We start from the raw sequence: 15126 nt of genomic DNA, 5'->3' as shown, positions 1-15126 counted from the left end.
CGGCAGCCTGTAAGGTGTGCGAAGGGCGCGCTGAATCGGGCGGTAATTATCTGAGCGGACCGCAAGAGGGACGCGTGGACCAAATTAAGGAGGGAAAACAATATGTCAATCACAGCTGAAACAGCGAAAGCTCATGCTCATGATCCAGCGGTATTATGTTGTAGAGCCGAGGGCGGCATTACAATCGAACCGGCGAATCTGGAAGATCCGGCAATCTTTGATGATTTGGTAGATTCAGGATTATTGAATCTTGACGGCTGCCTTACTATTGAGGAAGTTCTGGGAGCAAAACTTACAAAAACGTGTGATTCTCTCTGCCCACTGACTGCAGACGTTGTAGAAGGTGCAAAAGCGCCGAGTGCACCTGTAGTTGAGGAAGCAGTTGAAGAAGCAGCACCGGCACCGGTGGCAGCAGCGCCAGCGGCAGCAGGTGGAATTTTGAAGATCCACATCGGAGAAGGAAAAGATATTGACCTTGAGATTCCGGTGGGAGCGCTTGGCGGCGGAAGTGCGGCGGCAGCACCGGCAGCGGCAGAAGCGGTTGTGGCAGCAGGAGCAGCAGCTGACAGCAAGGTAGAAGAAGAGAAGGTTGTAAGGACTTTAACAAGAAAGCATTTTAAGATCACAGAAGTTAAGAGAGGACCGGAGACAAAGATTGAAGGTACGATTCTTTACATCCGAGAGGGAATCGAAGCAGAAGTAATCGACAACCAGGAACTTGTTAAGGATTTCCATTTGGAGATCATTACTCCGGATTTGTACCATACTTATTCAGAGACGATTATGGACGTTCAGCCGATCGCTACAAAAGAGGGCGACGATGATATCGGATGCGGTGTTACGAGAGTTCTCGACGGCGTTGTTATGATGCTGACTGGTGTAGATGAAGGCGGAGTTCAGATTGGTGAGTTCGGTTCCTCCGAGGGATACTTAGATGAGAACATTATGTGGGGACGTCCAGGATGTCCTGATAAGGGTGAAATCTTCATCAAAGGTAATATTGTAATCCAGGAGAAGACCAATATGGAGCGTCGCGGACCTATGGCTGCACATACGGCATTTGATGTTATTACGCAGGAAATCCGCGAGGCTATGAAGAAGCTTGACGACAGTCTTGTAGCAGAGACGCAGGAATTGAAACAGGTTCGCCGTCCAGGCAAGAAGAAAGTCGTAATCGTAAAAGAGATTATGGGACAGGGAGCTATGCATGATAACTTTATCCTTCCTGTAGAGCCTGTAGGAGTACTTGGCGCAAGGGCGAACGTTGATTTAGGAAATGTTCCGGTATGCGTATCTCCGCTTGAGGTTCTTGACGGATGTATTCATGCCCTGACATGTATCGGACCTGCATCAAAAGAGATGTCCAGACATTACTGGAGAGAGCCATTGGTTCTTGAAGCTCTTCATGATGAGGAAGTTGACCTGTGCGGTGTTGTATTTGTTGGTTCACCACAGATTAATGCAGAGAAGTTCTATGTATCCAAACGTGTAGGACACACCGTAGAGATGATGGACGCAGACGGAGCTTTCGTTACAACAGAAGGCTTTGGAAATAACCACATCGACTTCGCAAGCCATATCGAACAGATCGGTATGAGAGGAATCCCGGTAGTAGGTATGTCCTACTGTGCAGTTCAGGGAGCGCTCGTTGTTGGTAACAAGTACATGCAGTACATGGTTGATAACAACAAGTCCGAATCCGGTATTGAGAATGAGGTACTTGGATGTAATACACTTTGTCCGGAGGATGCAGTACGTGCGATTGCTATGCTCAAGACGGCTATGGCAGGAGAAGATGTAAAGGCTGCTGAGAAGAAGTGGAATCCAAACGTTAAGTCTTCAAACGTTGAGCTGATTGAAGCTGCATACGGCACGAAGATTGCTCTGGAAGAGAATGAGCAGTCCTTGCCGATGAGCCAGAAGCGTAAAGAGAAATACGATTAATCAGGTGTTGGTTGAAGAATGAATGACGAACGTTTGAAATATGGCGACAAGGTCATTTATATGGAAGGTGTTATTGTGGATGTTGATGATTGCAGCATAAGTATAGACCTGAAGGGACGTCTTGGTTTTTTTAAAGCGCCAAAGCGTATGTTTATCTGTGACACAGAACCCAAGGTCGGACAGGAAGTTGGCTTTCGCATGAGCTTTCCGGAGCAGTTAGGACCAGAGATAAATGACAAGTACGTCAGTAACATTGAAAAAGAACGGCGCAAACAAGAAGAGATGCGTAAGCGTTTGGATAATGAGGAGGTCTAAAAATGAGTTTAACGGTTGTTAAAGGTTTACAATCAGAGATATTCGTTCCTATTACTCCACCGTCTGTATGGACTCCTGTAACAAAAGAGCTGAAGGATATGTCCATTGCTCTTGCTACGGCAGCAGGCGTTCATAAGAAAGATCAGGAAAGATTTAATCTTGCCGGAGATTTCACATGGAGAAAGATAGAGAACACCACACCATCTAGCGAGTTGATGGTATCCCACGGTGGATATGATAACAGTGATGTTAATAAAGACATCAACTGTATGTTCCCGATTGATAGAATTCATGAACTTGCAGCAGAAGGATTTATTAGGGCTTGTGCTCCTGTACATGCAGGATTCATGGGCGGCGGCGGAAACCAGGAGAAGTTCAAAGGTGAGACTGGACCGGCGATCGCACAGATGTTTAAAGAAGAGGATGTAGATGCAGTTATCCTCACAGCTGGCTGAGGAACCTGCCACCGCTCTGCAGTATTGGTGCAGAGAGCGATTGAAGAAGCTGGAATTCCTACAATTATTATTGCAGCTCTTCCACCGGTTGTTCGTCAGACCGGTACTCCTCGTGCGGTAGCTCCGCTCGTTCCTATGGGTGCGAATGCAGGTGGACCGCATAACGTAGAACAGCAGACGCAGATTGTAAGGGCAACTCTGGAGCAGTTGGTAGAGATTCAGACACCAGGAAAGATTGTTCCTTTGCCATTCGAGTATATTGCGAAAGTTTAAGAAGGATTAACATGGAAAGGGCAGATAATGGAGCTATCTGCCCTTTTTAGAAGGAAGATATGACAATATATCGGAAAGTCATACGATATATTGCATGACAGGTATGAGGTAGCCTGCGCATGCAGGCTGCGTTGACGGAGGTGATAAAGGTGGCTGATGAAGTAATAGACCTGAGAAAACTTGTAATTAAAGCATTCCATATGAATGATGTAGAATGGGGCGAGCATAACGATATTAAGGTAGACGGGAAGATGACAGTCAGCAAAGAGATGCTTGACGGGCTGGTGGCTGAGGAGGAATACATAGAGAAGATAGATATACAGCTAATTAAACCGGGGGACCATGACAGGTGGACGAACACAATCATGGATATTATACCAATCTCTACAAAAGTTCTTGGCAAGATTGGGGATGGAATTACGCACACGATTACCGGTGTATATGTGATGCTTACCGGTGTGGATGTGAACGGGAAACAGTGCCATGAATTTGGGTCATCGGAAGGGAATCTCAAGGAGCAGTTGTATTTAAACCGCGCAGGGACTCCGGGAGATGATGACTATATTATTTCCTTTGACGTTACTCTTACTGCCGGGATGGGGCAGGAAAGACCAGGACCGACGGCAGCACACCGCGCCTGTGACAAGTTTATTCAGACCTATCGGGATAAGCTGAAGAGATTTCGTGGAGAGAAATGTACGGAGAGACACGAATACCATGACATTGTAAGGCCAGGCAAGAAGAGAGTGCTTATCATCAAGCAGGTAGCTGGACAGGGGGCCATGTATGATACGCATTTCTTTGCAAATGAGCCGTCCGGTGTAGAGGGCGGACGTTCAATCATTGATATGGGCAATATGCCGATTCTGGTGACTCCTAATGAGTACCGGGACGGAATTATCCGCTCTATGCAGTAAGGAGGTAGAAGATATGGGAATAGGACCATCAACCAAGGAGACTTCGCTTCATCATTTCAGAGATCCGCTTCTGGATGTAGTGTCGAATGATACGGATCTTGACCTGATGGGCATCCTTCTGGTAGGGACGCCGGATGATAACAAAGATAAGATGTTGGTAGGAACCCGCTCGGCAGTGTGGGCTGAGGCAATGAGGGCTGACGGGGTGATTATCTCATCTGACGGCTGGGGAAACAGTGACGTGGACTTCACGAATACATGCGAGCAATTAGGGATAAGGGGAATCCCGGTGACAGGGCTCAATTTCAGCGGTACGGTAGCACAGTTCGTGGTGGTGAATGAATACCTGGATGGTATCGTAGATATTAATAAGAGCGCAGATGGGACGGAGACCAATGTAGTAGGGGAAAATAACATGGTCGCGCTCGACTGTAGAAAAGCGATGGCGTTATTGAAGCTAAAGATGCGCCAGAAAGATCAACAGAAGAAGTAAGAATGTTGATGAATATGAGAGGTTGAAGAAGAGATTTTGCGTTGGTGTATGGACGCAGAATCTCTTTTTAAATTTTTCATAGCAGGAAGATAGAAATCATGAGAAAGGTTCGGACAAAAGAAAAGGCACGACCTGTATGTCGTGCCCTTTCTTTTTGGTATGTCATTGAGAGGTTTTCCTCGTTGCATTGCAGTTTTGTCTTATATACAAAGCTGGGGAATGCTCCTCTGTAAAGAGGACGTATATATTAATTGGAGTTCACTGTTGCAAGAACGTTCTTGGGGGAAACGATCGGCAACTGTGTAACTGCAAATACAACCGCAACGGTTTACTTAATGTATATAACCTTTTCTTTCTTAATTGTTTATACACATTTAAGATAGGTTTAATATATCACCTTTGTCTTAGGGTGTCAATACTATAGTTGTATGAAAATAAAAATTTATGCAAAATAACAATTATTTATTATAAGAAGATTAAAAAATTTGTTCACTTTGTACTTTAGTCTATTGTGTGCTATTTGTTGAGCGATGGCGTGACAGGACCAAAAGCAATCTCCGGATGTTTATCGTGCATCCACTGTTTAAAACTGTCGGCATCTCCTTCGGTAAAACACGATTTATCAAGCATGACGCCTTCGTTCCGCTCGTTTGTGGATAATCTAAAATAGGATTTTGCCTCCTCAAATTTCAAGATTTCGTTCCATTCTACTTTATTATTTACTTTTCCATTAATATACAAAGAGATGTTCTTTTCTCCGACTATGACCTTGCATGTCCAGTCTTTGCCGTCAAAATAATTAGCTCTGGTAACGCGGAAAGTCTTATCGGCATGCATCCATTGAAAGAACACGCCTCTATATACAGCTACAAATGTCAGGAAGGCTCCGATGGTCTGCCATCTTGCGGGTACATCTGCTTTCCCAAAATAAATCCAGCCGAATACACCTGCGACAAAAATGACACAGTAAATATAAAAAATAGGTAACTTCCAGAACTTAGGAGTTGCCCATTTATCATAACGTCTTCGAGTCATTACATATTCGTTTACAAACATAATAGTTTCTCCGTTTTTCATAATAAACTCCTAAAATATATGTCCTTATGACAGATGAATTGCATCTGTCATATATATAAATGGCCATCCCTCCGGACAGCCATTTATATCTTAAATATAAAAAACTAAGTATTAATTTCTAAGTTAAGCGACGCCAGCTTTTCTGTCTTTGTTTGCAGCGCTGATCAATGTATAGGAAGTCCAGAACAGAACGACACAGATCAGGTTAATCAGCCAGAACATCGGAAGGTTTGTAACGAGCTTCCAAGCGATGAATACACCGATACATCCGCCGATCGCATTGCCGATTGTATGGGATACATCGTATCTGTGTGTCTTGATGAACTCGATGGAACATGCAGGCATCAGACATGCACAGGAACCCATGAATACTGGGAAACAAGCCGTTCCGTCAACACCAAGCAGAAGACAGGTCGCCATACATGGAGCATACAGACCAAAACCGATATCCATCAGAGCGCCCCATAAAATATTAAGTCCTGCAGCTACAATCAATTTCCATCCAGTTAAACCGGTAGCAGTTCCTACGGCGCCGAAAGGTCCGACACCCGTGTTTTTGCAGAGCATAATAATTGCAAGAGGTATCATGATGAAGCCAAGAGCGTATCTGATCTTGTTACGCGGCCACTTCGTAACGATGGTAGCAAATCCAAATGAACCTACGGCTGCACATATGTACATAATCCACAAGAACATAGGGTCACAGTCTACGGATGCAGTGAAGATGAATGCCTCGAAAATAACCGGGAAGGTATCTCCAATATTCAGAGTACCCGGAATGTCGATATCGTCCATCTGGTTGAATAATTTGTACATGAAGGTGGATGGGGCATAAGAGCCGCAGCCAAGTGTGTCAAGGAAGTTGGCGATAATACCTACCGTAAAACCAGCCGCCCATTGCTTGCCGGTTGCACTGTGGAGGTCATCCATACGATTCTTGAAAATATCGAAGATGAGTCCGAGTCCGGTTCCGGCTGCCAATACGCCGAATAAGATTTGTAGTGCTAGTAACATAAAAATTCCCTCCAATCCTCAGATTATAAGATTAGTATAATTTTTTCAGAGGCAATCCCCCGATTTATCGCCTCTGATATAAATTTATCATTTTACTGTAAAAAAGTCAATGAATTCTTGCATGAAATATATACGAATTGATGAAAAAATTTCGTTAGCTTGTATCATGTATAGTGCAGTTTTGATAATAAAATAGGGCAGGCATCCGTTCGCGGAGGATTTAGGACGTCCGGTCTTCGCTGGTTTTCCGGAAGGGGTCGTCTTTTCCGTTCAGCAGCAAGGAGACTTTGAAGATATGGTCCGGATATTCAATCCGGGCAATCCCGTTGTATTTGTCTGTTGTACTCAAGACAGAAGCAAGACCTATTCCTTTCCGATCTTTCAATTTAGAAGAGAGAAAGGTGCCGTCGGGCGCCAGACGTATGACGCCTTCATAGCTATTACTGATCTGGACAACCAAAATGGATGTACTCGCCATGGACAGCTTGACTTTGATGAAACGTTCCTGTGATTTCATGCGGTTACATGCTTCGATGGCATTTTCCAGAAGGTTTCCAAGAATGATGCAAAGCTCGGTATCTGAAATCGGTGGAGTATGCTCCAGGGAAATGTCCAGAGACAGAGGGATCTCCTCTGATTCCGCCTGTTCCTCGTAATAGCATAGCAGGGAGTTGACGGCTACGCTGTTGCAGTAGAAATGGACGGTCTGGGCGGGAAACAGAAGCATGGACTGACGGATGTATGACCGGAGTCCTTCCAGTTCCCCGTCATTGATATAGCCTTCTATGGCGAGGAAATGATGCCGCATGTCGTGGCGGAAACGGCTGGTTTCCTGAATATTATGCTGAAGGAGTTCCATCTGTTTCTGCTGTGCCGCAATCTGTGTCTCTGATAGGTGGAGGTTTTCTAAAAGCTGTGCATTTTGGCTGACATCAACAACCATCTTTAACAGGATCACATAGGTTGCGAAGGTGAGCAGAATCCACAGAGGCGGTATGAGGGAAAATTCATTTCCCGGGTAAAGAGTATAGTGGGAAACATCCGTCGTAATAATCATTGTAAAGATGGCATTATTGCAAACCGGGATGACCCATATGAATTTCCAGACAGAAAGCGATACCGTGTAATCCAGCGCAGGACGCATGATCATCTTGTAGAACAGAAGGATGAATGGAAATGTCAGTATGGTAAGCAATGTCGTAATGCATGAAATCTCAAGGATAGCATGTACAGGGAGCTCGTCTGTGAACAGGTAATAAATATGTGAGGAGAGACAACGGATGTTCTCAGAGTAAGATTTTACAACGGCAATAATAAAGAAACCTTGCAAAAAGCTGTACCGGCACAAACCGACAAAGATAAATACGCCGACGAACGTAGAGATCATAGAAAGCACGAAACGCTGCAGCGGGCTGCCAAGTACCAGATAAATGTAAGCTCCCCAGAAAGAGGCGGCAATAAAAAGGGAAATACCAGCCAGAATCAGGGGGAGCACAGGGGTTTTTAACTGATCTTTAAAGACGAGAAACAGTAGCAGGATGCAGGGGATGACGAAGAGCAGGTTGTTAATAATATACGCAAATGTCATGATAAAAGATCTCCTTTGGACCGGTGGTCAAATATATAGTCGGCATAGAGCTGCAGGACCTCCTGCCTGCGGGCTGATGCAATGGGAATACGTTCCTTGTTTTTCAGGATGAATTCCTTGTGGGAAAAGGATTCGATATAGTCCATGTTGACTGTGCAATTCCGGTAGCACCACAGGAAGTTTGCATAAGGTGAAAGCATCGGGAGGAACATATCAAAGGACATATAGGAGCGCACAATACAGGAGACCGTGTGTACCTGTATATAGTGGTTGGAATAATCGGTATACAGGATATCTGAAAGCATTACACGCGTACGGTAACGCCCTTCTTTCAGTTCGATATAACGGGCGAACCGGGAAGCAATCTGCTCATAATGGTCTAATGCATCCTCTAAATCAACATATTTATAAGGTTTGACAAGGTAGTCAAGGGCATGGACCCGATATGCGGCAACAGCATGTTCTTCACTTGTAGTGATGAAGATAATCTGGCACTTAGGGTCTTCCCTGCTGATTTCACAGGCAAGCTGGATGCCGTTCATATGCTCCATGTAGATGTCAAGGAATACCAGATCATAAGTCTTGTGCTGCATTGAATTTAAAAATATATGCTCATCCGTAAATTTCTCGATGGTCATATACACATGATGGTCATGGCAATAACGAGACAGGTAATCGTGTAAGAGTTCAATATCGCTGTCGGAATCGTCTACCAGTGCTATTGTCATAGTTTCCCTCCTGAACGTCATAATATCATAAAATACTCCCGATTTGATATTATACCACATATTTTTTAGTTGTCAGATATGAAAAACAGTAAAAAACAGGAGATTCTGGTAAAAACAGGTTGTTTTGTATCAAAAAAAATACAATATTTCTCAAAAAAGGCTTGAAAAATATGCTTGCCTCAGATATACTAAAAAAGCTGTGACATGATAGCAATGAAGCGAGAGGTTGCTGCCGTAAGTGGCAGGTTTTCCGTGGAGCGAATGTCAAGTTAGGAAACTGGCGACAAGTCACTGTACGTATCACAACAGCCCGTTGGATATGCGGCTCAGGAGAAGATAGGCAGCTGCGGCGGGTAACAACGTGTGAGGTTCTCACGACACACACGGGAGAGTGTACAGTCACCGCTTGTCGTACTGAGTTGAAAAGTACGAAAAGGAGGCGACTTTTTTTATGGCAAGTCAAGTAATGAGAATCACTTTGAAGGCGTATGACCATCAGTTAGTTGATGCATCCGCCAGGAAAATCATCGAAACTGTGAAGAAGAACGGATCTAAGGTGAGCGGACCTGTACCGCTTCCGACAAAGAAGGAGGTAGTTACAATCCTGAGGGCTGTCCACAAATATAAGGATTCCAGAGAGCAGTTCGAGCAGAGGACTCATAAGAGACTGATCGATATCATCGCGCCGACCCAGAAGACGGTTGACGCACTGTCAAGGCTTGAGATGCCGGCAGGTGTGTACATTGATATCAAGATGAAGAGTAAGTAAAACAGTATTCCTATCATTTAGGATGAACGCCATGTGCGTTCCGCTGTAAATCACAGGAGGTAATTATAATGAAGAAGGCTATCTTAGCTACGAAAGTCGGAATGACTCAGATCTTCAACGAAGACGGAACACTGACGCCGGTAACGGTTCTTGAGGCTGGTCCTTGCGTGGTAACGCAGATTAAGACGGTTGAGAATGACGGCTACGAGGCGGTTCAGGTTGGATTCGTTGATAAGAAGAACCGGATTGTCAATAAGGACAAGGGCGGTAAGAAAGAAATTGTTCATCGTCATGGCGCCACGAAGGCGGAGCAGGGACATTTTGCAAAAGCAGGCGTGTCCAGCAAGAGATTTATCAGAGAATTTAAATTTGAGAATGCAGGCGAGTATGAACTGGGACAGGAGATTAAGGCGGACATCTTCGCTGCGGGCGACAAGATTGACGCAACTGCAATTTCCAAAGGTAAGGGATTCCAGGGTGCGATTAAGAGACATGGACAGCACAGAGGTCCTATGACCCACGGCTCTAAGTTCCATCGTCATGCAGGTTCCAACGGAGCTGCTTCTGATCCAAGTAAGGTATTCAAGGGGAAGAAGATGCCCGGGCAGATGGGTAACAAGAGAATCACGATTCAGAATCTTGAGGTTGTACGTGTAGACGCTGAGAACAACCTGCTTCTGATTAAGGGTTCCGTACCTGGACCGAAGAAATCTTTAGTAACTATTAAGGAAGCGGTAAAAGCGAACTAGGCTTTGACGAAGGAAGGAGGACACTAGAGATGGCAAACGTATCCGTTTATAACATCGAAGGCAAAGAAGTTGGCACAATCGACTTGAACGATGCTGTATTTGGTGTAGAAGTGAATGAACATCTTGTACACATGGCAGTTGTCAGCCAGCTTGCAAATAAACGTCAGGGAACACAGAAAGCGAAGACACGTTCTGAAGTTTCCGGCGGTGGAAGAAAACCATGGAGACAAAAAGGGACCGGTCATGCAAGACAGGGTTCAACAAGAGCTCCGCAGTGGACAGGCGGCGGCGTGGTATTCGCACCGGTGCCGAGAGATTATTCATTCAAGATGAATAAGAAGGAGAAAAGGGCAGCCTTGAAGTCTGCTTTGACCTCCAGAGTGGAAGAAAAGAAGTTCATTGTAGTTGACGAGATTAAGTTCGACGAGATCAAGACGAAGAATTTTGCGAATATTCTGAAGAATTTAGACGTATCTAAGGCGTTGGTCGTATTGGAAGATGATAACAAGAATGCAGAGCTTTCCGCAAGGAATATTGCCGGCGTGAAGACTGCGAAGACAAATACGATTAATGTGTACGATATCTTGAAGTACAACACAGTGATTGCAACGAAAGCTGTTGTTGCCAATATTGAGGAGGTGTACGCATAATGGCTGATATTAAATATTATGATGTAATCCTTAAACCGGTTGTGACGGAGAAGAGCATGGAGCTTATGGGAGATAAGAAGTATACCTTCTTGGTTCACCCGGAAGCAACAAAGACGCAGGTGAAGGAAGCCGTTGAGAAGATGTTTAACGGCGCCAAGGTGGAGAGTGTGAATACCATGAACTGCCCTGGGAAGAAGAGAAGAGTCCGCGGGACGATGAAGTTCGGCAAGACGGCTAAGACGAAGAAAGCGATTGTGAAGCTGACGGCTGACAGCGCTGAGATTGAGATTTTTGAGGGCTTATAAGACTTGGCGAAGAAGGAAACATCGCAGCTACTAAGCTCGTGAAGGACCTCGCTAAGTATCTCGATGTGCTTTCGCACTAAGCTCGTGAGGAACCTCGCTAAGTGCTCAATGCATGCATACGGATAGAAACCGTGATAATAAACAGGATTGAAAGGAGAAGTAACCATGGGAATTAAAACATACCGCCCATATACGCCTTCCAGAAGACAGATGACTGGTTCTGATTTCTCAGAAATCACCAAGAAGACACCAGAGAAGTCTTTGTTAGCTCCAAGGAGCAGACAGGCAGGACGTAACAATCAAGGTAAGATTACAGTTAGACACCGCGGAGGCGGCGCTAAGAGAAAATATAGAATCATCGACTTTAAGAGAAAGAAAGATGGAATCCCTGCAACAGTAATTGGTATCGAGTACGATCCGAACAGAACAGCGAATATTGCGCTGATTTGCTATGCGGACGGCGAGAAAGCATATATCCTTGCACCGGAAGGATTGAAAGACGGCATGAAGGTCATGAATGGACCGGAGGCTGAGGTAAGAGTAGGAAACTGTCTGCCCCTTTCTGAGATTCCGGTAGGTACGCAGATTCACAATATTGAGCTTTATCCTGGAAAAGGCGGACAGCTTGTACGTTCCGCAGGAAACAGCGCTCAGTTGATGGCGAAAGAAGGCAAGTATGCAACACTCAGACTTCCTTCAGGAGAGATGAGAATGGTTCCGATTGTTTGCCGCGCGTCTGTCGGAGTTGTGGGCAATGGAGACCACAACCTGATTAACATCGGTAAGGCAGGACGTAAACGTCATATGGGTATCCGTCCTACTGTCCGCGGTTCTGTTATGAACCCGAACGACCATCCGCACGGCGGTGGTGAAGGTAAGACAGGAATCGGACGTCCGGGTCCATGTACGCCTTGGGGCAAGCCGGCGCTTGGTCTTAAAACAAGAAAGAAAAACAAGTCTTCTAACAAGCTGATTGTAAGAAGAAGAGACGGCAGAGCAATCAAATAATTTTCATGGAGGAGGTTAGAACCTATGGCACGTTCAGTTAAAAAAGGACCATTTGCAGATGCGAGTCTGCTCAAGAAGATTGACGCAATGAACGCTTCCGGTGACAAGTCCGTAATCAAGACCTGGTCCCGCCGTTCCACAATCTTCCCAAGCATGGTTGGACATACAATAGCCGTTCATGACGGAAGGAAACATGTTCCTGTATATGTAACAGAAGATATGGTAGGACACAAGCTCGGTGAGTTTGTTGCGACCAGGACTTACAGAGGACATGGAAAAGACGAGAAGAAATCAAGAGTCAGATAATTACACTGTGAAAGGAGGGTTCATCCATGGCAAAAGGACACAGATCCCAAATCAAGAGAGAAAGAAATGCGATTAAGGATACGAGACCGTCTGCTAAGTTGTCTTATGCAAGGGTTTCTGTCCAGAAAGCATGTTTTGTATTAGATGCCATCAGAGGCAAAGACGTAACGACAGCGCTTGGTATTTTAACTTACAATCCAAGATATGCTTCTAGTTTGATAAAGAAACTGCTGGAGTCAGCGATTGCGAACGCTGAGAACAACAACGGTATGAACGCTGAGAATCTTTATATTGCAGAGGCTTATGCAAATAAAGGACCAACAATGAAGAGAATCAGACCGAGGGCACAGGGAAGGGCTTACAGGATCGAGAAGAGAATGAGCCACATTACACTGGTGCTTGATGAAAGATAAGGAGGGGCAATCATGGGACAGAAAGTTAATCCTCATGGCTTGAGAGTCGGTATTATCAAAGACTGGGATTCTAAGTGGTATGCAGAGAAAGAGTTCGCAGATTACTTAGTCGAAGACCATGAAATCAGAAAATATCTTAAAAAGAGATTATACAGCGCCGGTATTTCCCGGATTGAAATCGAGAGAGCGTCCGACCGTGTCAAGATTATCATTTATACCGCGAAGCCTGGTGTGGTAATTGGTAAGGGCGGCGCTGAGATTGAGAAGGTAAAAGGCGAGCTTGGAAAATTTACTGATAAGAAGTTAATTGTTGATATCAAAGAAATCAAGAGACCGGACAAAGACGCTCAGCTTGTAGCAGAGAATATCGCATTGCAGCTTGAAAACCGTATTTCCTTCAGACGTGCAATGAAGTCTTGTATGTCAAGGACGATGAAGTCAGGCGCCCTTGGTGTGAAGACTTCCGTATCCGGACGTCTCGGCGGAGCTGACATGGCGCGTACAGAGTTCTACAGCGAGGGGACAATTCCTCTTCAGACATTGAGAGCAGACATTGACTACGGATTCGCTGAGGCAGACACAACCTACGGAAAAGTTGGTGTCAAGGTATGGATCTATAAAGGCGAAGTTCTTCCGGAAAAAGCAGCAAAGGAAGGAGAGAGATAAATCATGTTAATGCCAAAGAGAGTAAAACGTCGTAAACAATTCCGTGGTTCCATGAAGGGTAAGGCTCTTCGTGGCAATCAGATTACACATGGTGAGTATGGTATTGTTGCAATGGAACCATGCTGGATTAAATCCAATCAGATAGAGGCTGCCCGTATTGCTATGACCCGTTATATCAAGCGTGGCGGTAAAGTATGGATTAAGATATTCCCGGATAAACCTGTAACTACGAAACCAGCTGAGACTCGTATGGGTTCTGGTAAAGGAACCTTAGAATATTGGGTAGCAGTTGTGAAGCCAGGCCGCGTAATGTTCGAGATCGCGGGCGTTTCAGAGGAAGTTGCAAGAGAGGCTCTTCGTCTGGCGACACACAAGCTGCCATGTAAATGTAAAGTAGTTTCTCGCGCAGACTTAGAAGGCGGTGATAACAGTGAAAATTAATGCATTTGTAGAAGATTTAAAGACAAAATCAGCTGCAGAGCTGAACGAAGAATTAGTAGCTGCTAAAAAGGAACTCTTTAACCTGAGATTCCAGAACGCAACGAATCAGTTAGATAATACAAGCAGAATCAAGGAAGTAAGAAGAAACATCGCAAGGATCCAGACTGTGATCACGCAGACTCAAAAAGGTTAGCGACGCATTGAGTACTTGGCGAGGTATTTTCGAGCCTAGTACGAAAGCGGATACTCCGAATGGAATGAGGAGTATCAATGAGCTTAGCTTTTTGGCCGTTCTCCGGACATAGGTGAGGAGAATAGCTTTGGGATAGAGTGAGGAGAACTTCCTTGTAATAGAAAGGAGACAGACCGTGGAAAGAAATCTTAGAAAAACCCGTGTGGGTAAGGTTGTCAGCAACAAGATGGATAAGACCATTGTCGTTGCGGTTGAAGATCATGTAAAACATCCACTTTACAAGAAAATCGTAAAGAGAACTTATAAATTAAAAGCGCATGATGAAGCAAACGAGTGCAACATCGGTGACAAGGTGAGAGTTATGGAGACAAGGCCGTTGTCTAAGGATAAGAGATGGAGACTTGTCGAAGTTATGGAAAAAGTGAAATAGTATAAGGAGGGAAACCTGCATGATACAGCAAGAAAGCAGACTGAGAGTAGCAGATAACACAGGCGCGAAAGAGCTGCTGTGTATCCGCGTACTTGGCGGTTCAACCAGAAGATATGCAAGTATCGGGGACATTATTATTGCGACTGTTAAAGATGCAACACCAGGCGGCGTTGTAAAAAAAGGCGATGTAGTGAAGGCAGTTGTTGTCCGTACCGTAAAGAGTACACGCCGCAAAGACGGCTCATATATCCGCTTTGACGAGAATGCCGCAGTTATTATAAAAGAAGACAAGACACCAAGAGGAACCCGTATTTTTGGACCAGTAGCGAGAGAGCTTCGTGACAAGCAGTTCATGAGGATCGTTTCCCTGGCTCCGGAAGTGCTTTAAGGAG

Annotated in this window: 22 protein-coding genes; 18 read left to right on the top strand and 4 right to left on the bottom strand. The window is 44.9% G+C overall.

The genetic code is table 11. The features are described from left to right. Positions 1-102 precede the first annotated feature (102 nt). The 6 genes from prdA (at position 103) to AC6I3O_RS21440 (ending at position 4397) form a co-directional block, all read left to right on the top strand. The gene (prdA, locus tag AC6I3O_RS21465) at positions 103-1944 is read left to right on the top strand and encodes a D-proline reductase (dithiol) proprotein PrdA (protein ID WP_497852611.1); all 1842 of its coding nucleotides are present in this window, start codon (positions 103-105) and stop codon (positions 1942-1944) included. An 18-nt stretch (positions 1945-1962) separates the two neighbouring features. Beyond that, on the top strand, positions 1963-2259 hold the full coding sequence (locus AC6I3O_RS21460) for a CBO2463/CBO2479 domain-containing protein (RefSeq protein WP_497852610.1): 297 nt from the start codon (positions 1963-1965) through the stop codon (positions 2257-2259). A 2-nt stretch (positions 2260-2261) separates the two neighbouring features. After that, complete coding sequence (locus AC6I3O_RS21455) at positions 2262-2714, top strand: glycine/sarcosine/betaine reductase selenoprotein B family protein (protein ID WP_004607307.1); 453 nt, start codon at positions 2262-2264, stop codon at positions 2712-2714. Positions 2715-2849: 135 nt separating this feature from the next. Then, positions 2850-2987 (top strand): hypothetical protein, encoded by a 138-nt coding sequence (locus tag AC6I3O_RS21450; RefSeq protein WP_497852609.1) that lies wholly within the window; start codon positions 2850-2852, stop codon positions 2985-2987. A gap of 149 nt (positions 2988-3136) precedes the next feature. Further along, positions 3137-3904: a proline reductase cluster protein PrdD gene (gene prdD / locus AC6I3O_RS21445; RefSeq protein ID WP_497852608.1), complete on the top strand. Its 768-nt coding sequence runs from the start codon at positions 3137-3139 to the stop codon at positions 3902-3904. A 13-nt stretch (positions 3905-3917) separates the two neighbouring features. After that, positions 3918-4397, top strand: coding sequence for a glycine/sarcosine/betaine reductase component B subunit (locus AC6I3O_RS21440; RefSeq protein ID WP_491866244.1), 480 nt, complete (start codon positions 3918-3920; stop codon positions 4395-4397). Positions 4398-4913: 516 nt separating this feature from the next. On the opposite strand, the gene AC6I3O_RS21435 is transcribed toward AC6I3O_RS21440, so the two are convergent. From AC6I3O_RS21435 to AC6I3O_RS21420, 4 genes are all read right to left on the bottom strand, one after another. After that, positions 4914-5474 (bottom strand): YcxB family protein, encoded by a 561-nt coding sequence (locus AC6I3O_RS21435; protein WP_497852607.1) that lies wholly within the window; start codon positions 5472-5474, stop codon positions 4914-4916. A 123-nt stretch (positions 5475-5597) separates the two neighbouring features. Continuing rightward, positions 5598-6488, bottom strand: coding sequence for a permease (locus AC6I3O_RS21430; RefSeq protein ID WP_497852606.1), 891 nt, complete (start codon positions 6486-6488; stop codon positions 5598-5600). Positions 6489-6708: 220 nt separating this feature from the next. Then, the gene (locus AC6I3O_RS21425) at positions 6709-8076 is read right to left on the bottom strand and encodes a sensor histidine kinase (protein WP_497852605.1); all 1368 of its coding nucleotides are present in this window, start codon (positions 8074-8076) and stop codon (positions 6709-6711) included. Further along, positions 8073-8804, bottom strand: coding sequence for a LytR/AlgR family response regulator transcription factor (locus tag AC6I3O_RS21420; RefSeq protein ID WP_497852604.1), 732 nt, complete (start codon positions 8802-8804; stop codon positions 8073-8075). Before AC6I3O_RS21420 ends, AC6I3O_RS21425 begins: the two co-directional genes overlap by 4 nt. Positions 8805-9255: 451 nt before the next feature. Between AC6I3O_RS21420 and rpsJ the strand changes: the two genes are divergently transcribed. The 12 genes from rpsJ to rplN all read left to right on the top strand — a co-directional run bounded on the left by rpsJ (position 9256) and on the right by rplN (position 15122). Next, positions 9256-9573: a 30S ribosomal protein S10 gene (gene rpsJ, locus AC6I3O_RS21415; protein ID WP_159750265.1), complete on the top strand. Its 318-nt coding sequence runs from the start codon at positions 9256-9258 to the stop codon at positions 9571-9573. Between the two features lie 68 nt (positions 9574-9641). Further along, positions 9642-10322, top strand: a complete 681-nt coding sequence (rplC, locus tag AC6I3O_RS21410) for a 50S ribosomal protein L3 (RefSeq protein ID WP_497852603.1) — start codon at positions 9642-9644, stop codon at positions 10320-10322. Between the two features lie 29 nt (positions 10323-10351). Next, positions 10352-10972 carry a 50S ribosomal protein L4 gene (gene rplD, locus AC6I3O_RS21405; RefSeq protein WP_497852602.1) on the top strand — a complete coding sequence of 207 codons (621 nt, stop codon included), beginning with the start codon at positions 10352-10354 and terminating at the stop codon, positions 10970-10972. Then, a complete protein-coding gene (gene rplW / locus AC6I3O_RS21400) occupies positions 10972-11277 on the top strand; it encodes a 50S ribosomal protein L23 (RefSeq protein WP_497852601.1) in 306 nt (101 codons plus the stop codon). The genes rplD and rplW overlap by 1 nt, the downstream gene beginning before the upstream one ends. A 165-nt stretch (positions 11278-11442) precedes the next feature. After that, positions 11443-12285: a 50S ribosomal protein L2 gene (rplB, locus tag AC6I3O_RS21395; protein ID WP_497852600.1), complete on the top strand. Its 843-nt coding sequence runs from the start codon at positions 11443-11445 to the stop codon at positions 12283-12285. A 24-nt stretch (positions 12286-12309) separates the two neighbouring features. Then, on the top strand, positions 12310-12591 hold the full coding sequence (rpsS, locus tag AC6I3O_RS21390; protein WP_159750270.1) for a 30S ribosomal protein S19: 282 nt from the start codon (positions 12310-12312) through the stop codon (positions 12589-12591). A gap of 26 nt (positions 12592-12617) precedes the next feature. Beyond that, positions 12618-13004 carry a 50S ribosomal protein L22 gene (gene rplV / locus AC6I3O_RS21385; RefSeq protein ID WP_497852599.1) on the top strand — a complete coding sequence of 129 codons (387 nt, stop codon included), beginning with the start codon at positions 12618-12620 and terminating at the stop codon, positions 13002-13004. A 12-nt stretch (positions 13005-13016) separates the two neighbouring features. Further along, entirely contained in the window at positions 13017-13670 is a 654-nt protein-coding gene (gene rpsC, locus AC6I3O_RS21380) for a 30S ribosomal protein S3 (RefSeq protein ID WP_159750272.1), read from the top strand. 3 nt (positions 13671-13673) lie between these two features. Further along, a complete protein-coding gene (gene rplP / locus AC6I3O_RS21375; RefSeq protein WP_491867978.1) occupies positions 13674-14111 on the top strand; it encodes a 50S ribosomal protein L16 in 438 nt (145 codons plus the stop codon). After that, positions 14101-14304: a 50S ribosomal protein L29 gene (gene rpmC, locus AC6I3O_RS21370; protein WP_491867979.1), complete on the top strand. Its 204-nt coding sequence runs from the start codon at positions 14101-14103 to the stop codon at positions 14302-14304. The genes rplP and rpmC overlap by 11 nt, the downstream gene beginning before the upstream one ends. Before the next feature lie 175 nt (positions 14305-14479). Next, entirely contained in the window at positions 14480-14734 is a 255-nt protein-coding gene (gene rpsQ / locus AC6I3O_RS21365) for a 30S ribosomal protein S17 (protein ID WP_497852598.1), read from the top strand. 19 nt (positions 14735-14753) lie between these two features. After that, positions 14754-15122 (top strand): 50S ribosomal protein L14, encoded by a 369-nt coding sequence (rplN, locus tag AC6I3O_RS21360; protein ID WP_016220065.1) that lies wholly within the window; start codon positions 14754-14756, stop codon positions 15120-15122. Positions 15123-15126: the final 4 nt, after the last annotated feature.

The sequence above is a fragment of the Sporofaciens sp. St.21A7 genome, assembly GCF_059728535.1.
The sequence above is the reverse complement of the archived record's forward strand: the minus strand, read 5'-3'. Positions and strand labels throughout refer to the sequence as shown.